Origin of the sequence: Acinetobacter baretiae, assembly GCF_015627105.1 — a bacterium.
Classification (GTDB): domain Bacteria; phylum Pseudomonadota; class Gammaproteobacteria; order Pseudomonadales; family Moraxellaceae; genus Acinetobacter; species Acinetobacter baretiae.
Map to the genome: position 1 here is coordinate 1 of NZ_VTDM01000021.1, position 13931 is coordinate 13931.

A 13931-nucleotide genomic window follows, 5' to 3' on the forward strand; every position below is an offset into this window, starting at 1 on the left:
AGGCATAAAAAAAGCACCTTTCGGTGCATGGATTGATTTGGTTGTAAAACTAAAACTGCTGTTTAAATGTAGTTGAGATTCGCCACACTGCACCGCCTAAGCATGTAGGCGTATAGCTTGTATCTGTTTTCACTCGAACTGTGCCATCAAGTGGCGATTCCCATAAAAAAGAATCTGCCCCTTTATGGTCATCAAAGAACGCTTTAATCGCTAAGACTTCATCTTTTAACGCAGTTCGTTGATAGTTCCACTGTCCTTTTCGGTTGTTGATCCCGACTGATGCATGTTGCTCATACCCATCGCCAAACACATTAGATACGACATTAAAGCTTTGGGTATTTGAGTTACCATCTAAGTCAGATTTGAATGTAAATTGTCTGTTGCTCATTAGGATAATAAGCCCCCTTGACGTTTTTCATCACGTATTATTTTTTGTATCGCATCATGAATAATTTGATTTAAATTTGGCGTTTCCAAATTAATTGAATGCAATGCTAAAAATTCATCATGACTGAGAATAACTATCTCTTTGTTATCTTTCTCAATAATCCAGTCGCCAAAGTGGATTTCTGCATTGAAGTCATTACGTCTATAAGAGATGGTTATCTGTTGTGGTTTTCGGGTTCCAATATAGCTGATCTGACCACCAAGTAGACTTAACACTTCATCATCATTACCAACTACTCCAACTGCGTTCTTGAATTGAATTGCTTTCATAATATTCTCCAGATAATAAAAAAGGCTACTTACTCAGTAGCCCTCCTTGACGTTGTTCTTGTCGAATGATCGTTCTTACCGTATTACCAATCATTTGACCTAGTTGTTTTTGGTTGTCTGTACTAGCACCAGATGTTGTTACACCTGAGTCTGTTACATTCACTTCAATATTCACATTGCCTTGTGGTTGACCATTACTACTCAACTGGCTTGCAATACTTGCAGATCCACCAACCACGCCACCATCAGAATAGCCTTTGATACCCTTACGAATGCCTTCGACTGTTGAAACACCGCCAAGCCGTGCAACATCGGCTTGTGAGAATACAATCTCACCTTTATGCACAACACCTGCAGGTTCAAGTACACCACCATCACCTGTGTAGCCGCCGCTTGAGAAGCCTACTGACACAGCATCAATACCTGCTTGTAAAACACCTGTTTTTACAGTTGCGAGTGCTACTGCTGGTAAGTTTGCAGGAAATGGTGCCGATGCCCAAGCAGCAGATATTGCTGTATAGCCATTCATAATTGCACTGGCTAAATTAGCTGCTTTCTGAGCGGCCAACATCGTTTTATAAGCCCCATTAGACTCTCCAGCAAATCCTTTAACTAGTGTTGCCATGCCACCAAACATTGTGCCGTAAGCTGATAATTGCTCAGATGCTTGTGCATTCGCCAAATCCTGCTGTTGCAATCTATACTTATCCTCTAAAGCTTGTTTAGCTTGTAAGTACTGCTCATGCGCTTGTAAAAGTTGTGCATTTCTTTCAGTTTCATCTTGGATTTGATCAATACCAGAAACATTATTGTTGTAACTATCAGTTAAAGACTGTTGGTCACTACTATACTGATTCTGTAAATCCCATAATGCTTTACCATTCGGATTATTTTGTTGAAACAAATATTCATTTGCTGATCTTTGAGAATCTTGGACTTTATTACTAGATTTATTTAATACGGCGTACTGATCCATTGCATTCGCTTTTAACAATGCATCTTTAACTTTAGGATCCATATCACGTGTTTTAGCAATTTCTTCACGCTCACGTTGATAACGTTTGATCATAACTTCAGTTTCAGAAGCATAAGCTTCATACGCTGCGTCAATTCGCTCTTGATTAGCACGTTCTACAGCATCAATTTCATCTTGCATTTGACGATCATAAGCAGCTTTAATCTTCGCTTTTTCAGCAATATCAAATTTTGTATTCGCATCAATTGCAGATTTTTCTTTTGCATAGTTGTTTTTAATCTGAGTAATTCTGTCAGTTTCAAAACTAAAGTACTGTTGATATTCAGCCTTTTTGTTTGCAATCAACTCCGCACGCTGTAACTTATATTGCTGTGATTCTTGTGCCAGTACTAATTTAAGTTGTTCAGGATCAGAACCTAGTTTTTCTGTGATTTCCTCAACTGCTTTAGAATGCTCAAGATCAAGTTTTTTTAAATCACCTTGTGCATACTTTAAAGCAAATTCGTCACCTGCATCTTTAAGAGCTTTTTGAGATACGGCAAGCTGTTCCTGAAACTTCAAATAGTTTTCTTGAGATGGCTGTACTAATGATGAATCAACTTTAGTATTACCACTGGCAGCTGCTTGGTAACGAACAACATTATCTGCATAATCGCTCATTTCCTTTGCTTTTGCAGGTGATAAGTACAATTGACCATTAATCTTTTGACTACCACCTTGTGCAGTGACTTGATCTGAGATACGACCAGCTTTAAATGCTTGAGTTCCTGCAACACCGCCATTGTATGCCATGGCTGCATCACGCCAATTTCCAAAAGTTTCATAGGCATCTTGTAATGCTTTTGATGCAGCAGCAGCTACTTTTTGTGGATCATTGACAGCATCTGATTTAGATAAAACATATGATTTTCTAAAAATACCTGTAGTTTGAAATGCACTAATTGCACCAGTTGGGCTAATAGCAGAATTATTACCACCACTTTCTTGTGCCAAAATCGCAGTCAATAAGTTATTTGGTAATGCATTATTTTTACCAATACTTTCAATATTGTTAAGTGCAGCAAATGTTGAAGCTCCAGCAAGCTTTTTTTGCTGATTTGAGTTAAGCGCAAAATTTCCACTAACTCCCCAAGCAGCATCTATTATCTTACGAACTTCTGGTGTCATTACATCTTTGGCTGTATATCCTAGCCCTGCAGACGCTCTAGCATCTGCCATGAAACTAGCTTGTTCATACGTCATTTTTCCATTTTTAGTATTTTCTGCTATATAGTTCTTGCGTAGCAGTTCATTACCTATATTTGTACCGTATTCTTTTTGGTTATTAGATAGAGCCTCCCACTGTTTTGCACTTAGGCCCAATACTCTAGCCTGATCTGTTAATAATGCATTCTGACGTTGCATAATTTTAATGCTGTCATCACCTGTTTTATTAACAATTTTTAAAATATCATTTTGCTTACTAATTTCAGTACGAGCATCTTTTATATTGATACCAACTTTAGCAACAGCATCTATCTGAGCTTGACTAAAAACTTTTTTAGATTCAAGAATACTAAATGCATTAGCTGCTCGATCACCACCTGCTTTTAAATCATCAATATAACCTTGTAGTGCTGTAGCCTGACCTTGAGTACCTGCACCTGTCAAAATTCGATATACTTGTTTATCTAATTTATCAAAGCTACTCGCAATTTCATTATTTTGATTTGAAATTTCTTTGCTTGCATCAGATGCCTTTACACGCAATTGCTCTGCGTTAAGTTTGGCATACTTACCTTTTAATTCATCAATTGTTAAACCTTGATCGTTCAAAGCATCTGTTGTTTCGTTAGTGCTATCTCTCATGTAAAGAAATGCAGCGCCTGCAGCTAATGCTTGTACACCTAATATGGCAATCCCAGCTGGTCCGCCTAATGCTGCTGTGATTGCACGTAGAGTCACCATAGTTCTAGTGGTATTTGATGCAGCAGCAGACATTGAAACCAATGCCATCTGGTAACGTACACTTTCAATGGTTGCAAGGGTTGTTGTTTTAGCAGCAAATGCCATACTAATTGCAAGTTTTGTAGCGACAGCGGCACCAACGGCGACAGCGACATCTTTTACAGTCTCAAGATTCTCACCTAGATAACTTACTGCATCACTGGTTGCATCTACACCAGTTTTTAAGCCATCACCAACACCAGACTGAGATACTTTTAGAAAAAATGCATCTACCGTATCAGACAAGTTTGCAATAGATCCATCTAATGTTTTCATGCGATTTTCCATCGCACCGGCAAAGTCAGTTTCACCTAGATTGATCAAATATTTTTCAATATCTTTTGAGCTGTTGTTAATTGTTGTTGTTATGCCTTTAAAAGTAAGTGCAACTTTTCCACCTTGTTGACTAGACTTAATACCAAACTCTTTTAATCGCTCAAACTCACCTGTAGTTGCATCTGCAACGGCTTCGATCATTTGATCTAAATCTTTTCCCATAGCTGCTGCAGTATTACCGTAAGCAGTCATAGCTTTCATGGAAGGTGTTAAACCAAGATTAACTAACTTTGTAAAACCACCAACCGTTTGTTCTAATCCATATGGAGTTTGTTGAGCAAATTTTTGTAATTTGCTAAAAGCATCAGATGCATTTTCAGTAGAACCAGTGGCAGTGATTAAGCTTGCATTTAATTTGTCAAACTGACGTTGCACTTCAATAATTTTATCAAAGGATACAAATGAAGTTGCTGCTGTAGCTACACTCGCTGCCAAAACTTTTACTGATGAAGCTGCATTATCAAAGCTTTGAGCAATATTATCTGTTGATGATTTAGCTTTTTTTTCTGCCCGATCTAATGGCCCTGTAAATTCAGCAATGCGAGTGGCAAGGTCAAGCGTAAGTGTTCCAAGTTTTGTTGCCATCTGGCATTCTCCAAATTTTAGGTGTAAAAAAACCGACCTCGTATTGGGTCGGTTTAGGCTTTGATGGCTGAAATAATTTCAGGAAGTTTCCATATTAAAATTGGTATAGAAAACAGCACTAGAAAGGCAAGTATCGTCTGCCATAAGCCGTATTTTTCAATAGACACTTTCATAAGCTCCACTATTGGTTTAAAATGTTCCATACAAGATTTATTTCCTTTGGCTCTCGCAAGTTATTGGAAAAATAAAACCCCGATAGTTGGTCGCTATCGGGGTTTTTCTTTAGGTGTAAAAAACCACCTCGAAAGGTGGCTATATTTCATTAAAAACAATATCTATTAGTAGTCTCGTGAAGATACTTCCTTATACTCCTTACGATCTTTTTGCATTTCGTATTTCTTTATTTTGTTATATTTAATAAACTTATCATCTTCTTCGTAGTCTCCTTTGAATTTAACTTCTATTGGATAAAACCCAAAACTAGGAGGCTCATTTTCTAAAATTTTTGCTGTTGAATCATAAGCAGTTGATAAAACTGAATCACCATATGCACCCTCACTATTCTCTTCAGCTATATCAACAGCTACTGTAGTAATTGGAGTCTTTTCATTTAAAATAACTGCCCCTCTGTGTCCTTCCCAAAACCCAGCGTTTCCACTACCAATTATAAAGAAAAATCCCACTGCATCTTGTTTTATATTAATAATATTACTTTGTAAATTAGCGGTATTTAAAGTTGAAATGCCAAAACTACTTAATCCAAGATTTTTATTATTCTTAGAAACCAATTCATATTTTTCATCTTTATTCTTCTTGAAAATAAACAAGTCTTCATTCGACAAGCATATATGGCATGTTTCACTAAATCCATAGACGATTACATTAGGGATTTTAACAAACTTCCCATTAATAATTTTTATATTCTTTAGCTGTATATCCCTTCTTTCAACATATACCAAATATCTTATTTCCCCATCTTTATTCTTGTACTGTTCAGGTGGATGATAAAGTGCTAAATACTCTTTATCATTCATTTTAACTCCAACATTTTTTAATTCTTTGCCTGTGTAATTTCCATCCTCTAATAACGGATTAAAAAGTTTAGGATACATTCCTCTAAAAATTGATTTTTCATCTAATCCATCTAATGTAACAGCATAACTATTGAAAGATAAAACTAAGAAGACAAAGCTTAAAATTATTCTTTTCACACAAAAACCCCATCAGATTATTATTTGATGAGGTTAGCTGAATTAAAACTTTTAATCTAGCTTAGATTTTACAACTATTTCTTAGCATTCTGCTCTTTCAGCAAGTATCGCCCAACCCTTAACAACTCACTACTTGCCAATGCATTTAAAAGACCATCAAAATGTTTAGCAAATTCAATTGCATTTAATGGGTAGTAGCCTTGTGGCAAAACATTAATTGTTAAACTGCCATTGGGATCAGCTTCTACAAACCAACTTTGACGTTCTGTTTGCGACCATGAATGACTAATCTGTGATGCTATAGTCAAAACTTGTGGTTTTAACGGTAGTTGTAAAACTTCTTCTTGTTTAACAGCCTTAGATTTAATTTCCATGGTTTCCAAATAATGTATCGCTTCAGAAAAGTGAACTGATAATAACTGGCTGTATTTTGCAATTTTGAAATGGTGGTTATGGCGTGACCACATTTCTGCATAAATTTTTCTTTCACCATGTGAGCGTCTATCTACAATTTCATGTAATAGAGCTTGTTGTTCAGGTGAAATAACGTGACGTTTATTAATAGCTTGTCCTTTAGTCCAATAATCCCAAAGCACATCATCACATTCGTTTTGGTACTTAATAACTGTTTCCCGAATTTCAGGTTTTACTTTGTTCGGACTGATTGTCATTAGCCAACCAAATAGCTTACGAAGTGGAATACATAACATTTCTTGAATACCGCTCAATGTAGGTGTTTCGATAATCGAAACACCCCAACGACCCTTATTACTATTGAACTTAACAGTCTGTGATGCCCAACTTAATCCCATGTTCTCTACGATAGGACGCATTGGTGTATATGGTTGACCATTATGTTCAACTAAATATAGTTCAGCACTATGGAATGGTACAGTTATTTGGGTTAAACTATTCATAGTTCATATCTCTCTGTTATGACAATCAATTAAGCCCTGCTCTCCAAAGTCATGGGCTTTTTTGTTGTCTGTTGATTTCATGCTTTCGCACTCTCTTTTTGTTTCTGTTTTTCCAACCACTCTTCAACAATGGCATTTAACTGTGCTGTTACAGATCGTTTCTCCTTTTTTGACTCAATTTTAAGTTCTTCCACAATTTCATGTGGCATACGAAAATTTACTTGTTGATGTTCTCTTGACATTTTATAACTTCCTCTAAATTAAATTTGATAGCATTTTGCTAACATAGCAAAATAATAACATTGCTGTCAATTAAGTTTGATAGCATAATGCTACTAATTTCATATAATTTTGAATTTATGGCTGATATACAATTTAATTTACGAATACCATCTGAACTAAAAGAACAAATTATGCTATCTGCAAAGCACAATAACCGTTCTATTAATTCAGAAGCACAATCTCGCTTAGAGCAGAGCTTTGAGTATGATTCTGCACTACCTACAATATTTAAAGATCAAGTTATTAATAGCCTTGACTCTCTTAAAAACATAGAAAAATTTCTATCGATCATTAAAAACTTACAAGAACAAGTTGAAAAGCAAAATCAACTTTTAGAAAAACTATCTGAAACCGAGAAAAGTAAATAATCTTTACTTTTGTTTAGTATGGCTCATCATATAAGCATGAAGTGCAGCTTCATCATCTTCTGATGGTTCATTTTCATCATCCATATTTCTAGAATCATGGCCTTCATGCACCATCAGATCACTGAGCTTGATATCTTTTACACCTTTAGAAGATAAGAAAGATAAATGAATACGTGCTATTTCTTGTTCAAGACGGCGACCCGAATTTAAACTTCCATATTTTCTAACATAGGCTGCCCATATTTTTATTTCTGAGTAGTTGAGCTGTCGGACTTCTTCAATGCTTCGTCCTGTGGCAATTCCGATTTCACAGAAGAGTTCTGTGTCTGGTTCGAGTTCGATTTCTCCTTTCCCAAGCCATTAACTTCAAGAATTTTATCCCAAATTGCATCAGTCATTGACTGTGTGAAATTTTCACTTACTTCATCAGCCGTGAAAGTTGTTTTAAACACAACACGGTCATTTTCCCCTTCTTCTTTTACAGTTTCTTTTGTATATAAAGAACTTGCAATCATGCCTGCCAAAGGTACATTTCCTTGAAATGCTGCTTGCATACGAGCAACAGCTGTTGCATAACTAAATGGTTTCATATAAGTATCAAACTCTACTTTTTCACCATTTACTTGTAATTCAATAGTTACAAGTGTTGGTTCAGAAATTAATGAACCTGATTTAATTTGATCTAAAGTCAATTTTTTCACAGATATACTCCAAAATATTAAATGAAAAGCCTCATTCATGAGGCTTAAAAGTTGTGTATTAAGTTGTTTTAGCAATCATTTGAACTGCAGTTTTACGTTGCAAAGTTACTGTACAGTTCACCAACGTATCAGATTCAGCTTTCCAAACTGGTGTTGTCAGTGATGCATCAAATTGCCAAAACGTGCGGTTTGTTGGAAGTTTTAATACACCTGCATCAACTGTAGGAATATCTGTATCGTTTTTAGGTTCTGCCCAAATAATAGTGAGTGCTTTTTTTGCTTGAGCCCACTTAATAATTTGCAAATGACTTACGTTTTCAGTGTCAAAATCAAAACCAAGTGAACCCTCACCAGGATCAGATAATCCAGGAATATAAGATTTAGTTTCTGCTTCATCTAAACACGTTGTTTCAATCTTGCCTGCTGAATCAGACCCTGCATCAAATGTTTTTAAACATTGTAATCGAGTGACTGTTTTAGCTTCAGGATCAAATGCAAACCAACGTGAGCCGTTTACCTTAATTGTCGCCATGATTTATTTCCTCTTTGGCATAAAAAAAGCACCCGATTGGGTGCCATATGGTGTTTTGAAATCTAGTTGGGTAAAACAAACATCACATCAATTCCAATGTGATATACCCCTGTTGCTGCATCTTTTGATAAGTCACGAAATGCTGTCACGTTACATTCAAGCTCAATCGCATAACGCACAGCCTTTGCTAAATCATAGATACGATCACTTTGAGTGTCATAAATATCAATTTGCGTGAGTGTTCGATCACCAGATGGACGATCATCTAAATTATTAAAAGGCGATCCACCAACACCTTGCCATGTAAGATATGGCAATACTGGTTCCTCTGGTGCGACTCCAAACTGATATGCTCGTACAATCCCATCAGAGTTTGGATCAATGACTGATATTTTTCGACTTATAACATCTGCAGTAAACAAGGTTGCATCAGCTGAAATATGGGTTGAATCTACTGTGATTGGTATAATATTTACTTGAACACCATTTTTTAAAATATCAGTAACCTTTTCACAACCAGCGAGTAAAGAAAATATAGGTGGGTTCATATACGCTCACTCAATACTTTTGATAGTTCCGTGTTGAATTCAATCGCAAAAGTATCAAGCACTTTTTGCATGTTATTAAACAAAGCAGGACGCATGAAAGGAACAGCAGGAATATACTCAGTACCAAACTCAATATAACGCCAGTGCCGTGTATCACCACCGCTTAATCCTGAAATATCAACTGAATGTTGATTACTACTTGCACCACCTCGCACACCTACACGCATCACCACATCATAGCCACCATAAGAACGACCTGATTGCGTCACAATATTCTTAAAAATACGTGCTCTCGTTTCAGGATCATCAATGGCCCTTGCATTTTCACGTGCTGCATCACGTACAACATTCATCGCTCTACGTGCAGCTTTACGAGTTAAGCTTTTCGCTTTCTTCTGATCAGACAGCATCTTGAGCTTACGGCTTACTTCGTCTAGTCCATCAACATGAATACGAGTGGCCATACTATTTCCACTCCTTTTTCCCTGTTGATAGATTCAATGTCAGATATTCACGGCGACTGTTCAAATCATGAGTAGGATTACCATCAATTTGATAATAATTACCCTCAAACTTCACTCGCATGGTGGTGTCAATTTGACTTGCCTGTTTGCTATAACGAATCTTTGCACGTGCTTGAATTGAGCTTGATAATGCTTTTGCTTGAAGTTGATCCTTGGTTGAAAGATCAGATACATCAGCCCAAACCGTCATGAGATCAACCCATTCAGTTGTAACTTTTCCTGTATTTGGATTTTGTGTACCCTTTTTTTCTTGTTGAATAGTGATGCGGTGCGGTAATTGACTTGCTTTCATGATCACCCCACTGTTGGTGTGCGATATTTATAAAGCAAACTACGAATCGGTGCTGGCAAATAATTCCCATCACTTTGCATATCGCTCTCTAAATTTCGATTTTGATCAAAGTAACCACATAACAGCAACACTGCGACCTTTAGCGGTTTAGGATACTGACCATCGTCAAAAGTATCCGTTACATAATCAAGTACTGCTTGCTCTGCTGCTTCACGGTATGCATCAAGCTCTAAATCACTATCATTACTGTCATACCGTAAATGTGCTTTAACTTCTTGAAGTGTTGTAATACTCATAACCACTCCTTTGCACACAATTTGAAGTTTTGATGGTCAAAATCACCACTGCAGTCTTTTTCACAATGCCAAAGTGAGCCTTTATTGGTGACTAAATCGCCTTGTTTGTACTGCTTTTCAGTACTAAAAACACCTTTATAAAGTGATTGAAGCGACTTTTCAGCATTTGGCTGATCTGTTGGTTTTGCTGTAGTTGCAAAAGGATCTTCTTTCGCATCACGTTTGGCCAAAGCTTCTAATGAGTAGTTTTGTTGTTGAATCAGTGGAGAATCACCGCCTGGTACAGGTAAATAACCTAAAGCTTTACGTGCTTCATTGGGTGTAAATATGGCTGAACCAATACCATCTTTGTAATAAGTAATTTTACTACCTGAATCCATACGGATCAGTACTTCAATATCAAGAAATGCTTCTACACCTAAAGCAATCAACCCCAATCCATCATCAAGCAGATTTTCACGTGCTTCAATATAAGACTGCAGACAATCTGAATAGTAAATCTCGTTATGATCTGATACTTTTCCACCAGGTACACTCGCAATACCTATTTTGAAAGGGGGTACATTAAATGCTGTGGCCACAATACTTGCTGACATGCCAAGCTGTTCAATAAGCTGACTATCTGATGCAGACATTCCGATTGGAGTGTATTGCATGTTGTCACCAACAACTGCCGTGGTACCAAAACCTGCACCTAAATACTTTTGATTCCAACGGTTTTGAATGTCTTGTGCTTTATCTTTATCTATAGGACCAGGTGCAATTAAAATCCCTCCCGGTCTTGAGCTATTTTTAAAAAAGTTTTTTGCATTTTCTAAAATAGATAAGCCCTGCTTAGATGCAGCAGCACATGCCATGATTGGTGTTAAACCTACAAGTGGATGATAAAAACAGTTGATACGATCATGAATAATTTCAGATGCAGGAACAATATCACTTGTGGTTTGTGTCAGATTGTCATTACTTAACTGATAAAAAACATTGCCACTTTCATCTATTAATGGCGTGACACGATCAGGATTAAGTACAACTAAACGCATTAACTGCCCAAATACATCACGTTGTTTAAAAATATAAGTATTACCACGTAAAAGTAAGCTAGTTGTCCAATTCTCTTGAAATTGTTGCCAGTTCTGGTAGTTATTTGGCTTTGCCCATATACGTTGTAAGTCAGGCGGTGTTTTTGCTAAAACTTTTACGCCTTGCTGTTCTTTTTTCAGTTGTACAGGCAATTTACCAATATCTTTAGAAATTAGACTTACACAGGCAAATACAGCATAAAAGCTTGCATTATCTTCAAGTGTTAATTCATCATTTTTCTGCCATGCACCTGAATATGGCTCATGTACAAACATGGGATTCCAACCATTACTGCCACTTTGGACAGTTTGGTAACCTTTTTTGCGTCCAAATAGTTTTCCCAAAATGCCCATAATTACCGCCTATTATTCTTTAACGTTTTCGGGTTGCTTATCAATTGGCTGATCTGTATGAACCTGACTAGAACCTGTCTGCTCAACATTATCTAAAGGTTTAATTGAAGTAATTTGCTTACCAAACTTCTTGGCCACACCTGTTTTAATCAGAATATTGGCTTCAAAATCGGTCACTTCTTTCACATCACCCACATTGGCATCATGCATTTGTTGCAAGTATTTAATTTTCATAGACTGTTCCTATAACTAAACAATGATTGTTGCTTAGGTATAAAAACAGCCCCTAAAAAGGAGCTGTTTTAAGATTAAGGTTATGCAGTAGTGTAATCGATATATCCTGAAGCAATTGGACGGCGTTTTGCCCATGTAATGAACTTTTCAACACGAATGGCAAACTTATTTTCTTGCCATAAATTGTGTGTCACAGTGCCATCAACTAATGTAGCTTGATCACTATATGCAACTTGTACACCGCCATCTTGTGCTACAAGTAATTCGCTCATTTTAATAAGGCCAATTTTATCCCCTACAGATTGTGAAGTAATCACAGGAATACCAAGCAATGTACGTGAACCGCCATTTAAAGCCACACCACTAAAATACTGATTACCCAGTGCATCACGAATCAAAGCTAACTGCATTGCACGTGTTTCTGACATTAACCAATAAGAATTATCAGTCGATAAATTGGCTTCAACAAATTTGGTAATTAAAGCCAATAAATCTGCTTCATATGCAGCACCTGTAGTTCCAGAAGATTTAATCGCTGTTACACCATTGAAAACACCTGCAGGCGTTGTATCTGTTTGTGCTGTATTACCCAAGAAAGTTGTATCAATTAACTCTTTTGTTGCTGCAATCAAATCTTGTAAAACAAGGTTATCTACCGATGGATCAGCACGGCGTAAAAGCTCTTCTGTATAAACAGTAATGGCAGCAAGTTTATGTTCTTTAATTTCAACACTGCCAAAAGCAGGGTTTGTTAATGGTTTAGCTTTAGCCTCACCTACCCAACCAGCTGTACCACCGCTTGTTTGGCCATTGATTTTCACATTGAAAGGCACAGCACGATAACCACTTAAACGATCAAAAATCACTGCATTACGCAGTAATTCTAAAAAATCGCCTTTATAAGTATCGGTTTGTACTAATGGTGCTGCAAAGTTTGCATCAGTTGTCGTACCAAGCGTGGCTTTTTGTACATACTGAATGACGTTTTCACCATACCCAAGTTGCTTTGCTGCTTGTTCAACAGTTAAATGATTACCTGCTCGAATTTCATGTGATGCAAGCATCTTTGCACGCACATATTGAGCAAAACCAATACCTTTACCCAAATTATCTACAATCTGAATATGTGGTGTGTTTGCATTTGAATCTGTAGATTTTAATGCTTGTTCAGTCGTTTGACCTTGCACTGGTGTTGCTGTTTTCGCTGCTTTTTCAATTTCAGCCACTTGCTTTTCAGCACGTTTAATATTGACTTCAATCGCAGCAATTTCTTTTTCTAATTGCTGAATTTCTTGTTCAGTTGCTTCATCAGGTGTTGTACCTGCACCTGCAGCTTTAGTTAAAGCAGCTTGCATTGCTTGGTTTTTTTCAGCTAATGCTTCTAAAAGTTGTTTTAAATACTTGTTCATAGTTTTACTCCACCCTGTGTTGGGCGATTAAGATTGACAACAATGTGTTTGCTTACTACTGAATCGCCAGTAGGTGCGGTGTTTTGAGGATTTTTGCTAAGCGCAGCTTTATATTCCTCATAAGCTTTTGAAAAATCTGTTTCAGCATCACGATTACATGGGATAGTCACTAAACTAAGCTCGTACCATTCCCATGTATTAAATTGAATGCCACCATCTTTGGTATATTCGACATCTTCCCAATTCGGGATAAATCCAACAGATAGACCTTTAACTAAGCCGTATTTCAAAGATTGATAAGCTTCATCAACACGTGCTTTCAATGCACCTTCTTCAGTAATCAACGGCAATGAAATTTCAACTTCAATCCCTTTAGAAGTGACTTGAGCATTGATCACTTGGCCAATCACTGACTTTGGATCATGGTGAAACAATAACGGCATAGGTAATGTAAATTTAGCCCCTTTAGAGACCATCACATCATTGGCACGGTCCATACTTGGTGTACTTGCAATACCTTTAAATGTGCGTTTTTCTTCGTTGATCTCTTTGATCTCAAACGTACCAAAAGCCTTTTTTTGCAT

18 protein-coding genes are annotated in these 13931 nt (G+C 36.9%); 1 reads left to right on the plus strand and 17 read right to left on the minus strand.

Going from position 1 to position 13931, the window contains the following annotated elements; genetic code table 11:
* Positions 1–49: 49 nt before the first annotated feature.
* The 7 genes from I2F17_RS09050 to I2F17_RS09080 form a co-directional block, all read right to left on the minus strand.
* Positions 50–388, minus strand: a complete 339-nt coding sequence (locus tag I2F17_RS09050; RefSeq protein ID WP_211139688.1) for a phage tail protein — start codon at positions 386–388, stop codon at positions 50–52.
* Positions 388–717 carry a hypothetical protein gene (locus tag I2F17_RS09055; protein ID WP_211139689.1) on the minus strand — a complete coding sequence of 110 codons (330 nt, stop codon included), beginning with the start codon at positions 715–717 and terminating at the stop codon, positions 388–390. Before I2F17_RS09055 ends, I2F17_RS09050 begins: the two co-directional genes overlap by 1 nt.
* A 25-nt stretch (positions 718–742) precedes the next feature.
* The gene (locus I2F17_RS09060; protein WP_211139690.1) at positions 743–4600 is read right to left on the minus strand and encodes a tape measure protein; all 3858 of its coding nucleotides are present in this window, start codon (positions 4598–4600) and stop codon (positions 743–745) included.
* 53 nt (positions 4601–4653) lie between these two features.
* Positions 4654–4803 (minus strand): hypothetical protein, encoded by a 150-nt coding sequence (locus tag I2F17_RS09065; RefSeq protein WP_211139691.1) that lies wholly within the window; start codon positions 4801–4803, stop codon positions 4654–4656.
* A 135-nt stretch (positions 4804–4938) separates the two neighbouring features.
* A complete protein-coding gene (locus I2F17_RS09070; protein WP_211139692.1) occupies positions 4939–5811 on the minus strand; it encodes a hypothetical protein in 873 nt (290 codons plus the stop codon).
* Between the two features lie 74 nt (positions 5812–5885).
* Entirely contained in the window at positions 5886–6728 is an 843-nt protein-coding gene (locus I2F17_RS09075) for a phage antirepressor N-terminal domain-containing protein (protein WP_211139693.1), read from the minus strand.
* A gap of 77 nt (positions 6729–6805) precedes the next feature.
* Positions 6806–6970, minus strand: a complete 165-nt coding sequence (locus I2F17_RS09080; protein ID WP_211139694.1) for an Arc family DNA-binding protein — start codon at positions 6968–6970, stop codon at positions 6806–6808.
* 87 nt (positions 6971–7057) lie between these two features.
* On the opposite strand from I2F17_RS09080, the gene I2F17_RS09085 reads away from it, so the two are divergent.
* Positions 7058–7378 (plus strand): Arc family DNA-binding protein, encoded by a 321-nt coding sequence (locus I2F17_RS09085; RefSeq protein ID WP_235985944.1) that lies wholly within the window; start codon positions 7058–7060, stop codon positions 7376–7378.
* A 245-nt stretch (positions 7379–7623) separates the two neighbouring features.
* Here I2F17_RS09085 and I2F17_RS09090 read toward each other — a convergent pair whose 3' ends face one another.
* The 10 genes from I2F17_RS09090 to I2F17_RS09135 form a co-directional block, all read right to left on the minus strand.
* A complete protein-coding gene (locus I2F17_RS09090; protein ID WP_211139695.1) occupies positions 7624–8079 on the minus strand; it encodes a phage tail assembly chaperone family protein, TAC in 456 nt (151 codons plus the stop codon).
* Between the two features lie 58 nt (positions 8080–8137).
* Complete coding sequence (locus I2F17_RS09095; RefSeq protein ID WP_211139696.1) at positions 8138–8611, minus strand: phage tail tube protein; 474 nt, start codon at positions 8609–8611, stop codon at positions 8138–8140.
* Between the two features lie 62 nt (positions 8612–8673).
* Positions 8674–9159, minus strand: coding sequence for a tail completion protein gp17 (gene gp17 / locus I2F17_RS09100; RefSeq protein ID WP_211139697.1), 486 nt, complete (start codon positions 9157–9159; stop codon positions 8674–8676).
* Positions 9156–9623, minus strand: a complete 468-nt coding sequence (locus I2F17_RS09105; RefSeq protein ID WP_211139698.1) for an HK97-gp10 family putative phage morphogenesis protein — start codon at positions 9621–9623, stop codon at positions 9156–9158. The genes gp17 and I2F17_RS09105 overlap by 4 nt, the downstream gene beginning before the upstream one ends.
* Position 9624: 1 nt before the next feature.
* The gene (locus tag I2F17_RS09110; protein WP_211139699.1) at positions 9625–9975 is read right to left on the minus strand and encodes a phage head closure protein; all 351 of its coding nucleotides are present in this window, start codon (positions 9973–9975) and stop codon (positions 9625–9627) included.
* A 2-nt stretch (positions 9976–9977) separates the two neighbouring features.
* Positions 9978–10271, minus strand: coding sequence for a head-tail connector protein (locus I2F17_RS09115; RefSeq protein ID WP_211139700.1), 294 nt, complete (start codon positions 10269–10271; stop codon positions 9978–9980).
* Positions 10268–11704 carry a phage portal protein gene (locus I2F17_RS09120; RefSeq protein ID WP_211139701.1) on the minus strand — a complete coding sequence of 479 codons (1437 nt, stop codon included), beginning with the start codon at positions 11702–11704 and terminating at the stop codon, positions 10268–10270. Before I2F17_RS09120 ends, I2F17_RS09115 begins: the two co-directional genes overlap by 4 nt.
* Positions 11705–11716: 12 nt before the next feature.
* Positions 11717–11938 (minus strand): hypothetical protein, encoded by a 222-nt coding sequence (locus tag I2F17_RS09125; protein WP_211139746.1) that lies wholly within the window; start codon positions 11936–11938, stop codon positions 11717–11719.
* 80 nt (positions 11939–12018) lie between these two features.
* Positions 12019–13347: a phage major capsid protein gene (locus I2F17_RS09130; RefSeq protein WP_211139702.1), complete on the minus strand. Its 1329-nt coding sequence runs from the start codon at positions 13345–13347 to the stop codon at positions 12019–12021.
* The gene (locus I2F17_RS09135) at positions 13344–13931 is read right to left on the minus strand and encodes an HK97 family phage prohead protease (protein ID WP_211139703.1); all 588 of its coding nucleotides are present in this window, start codon (positions 13929–13931) and stop codon (positions 13344–13346) included. The genes I2F17_RS09130 and I2F17_RS09135 overlap by 4 nt, the downstream gene beginning before the upstream one ends.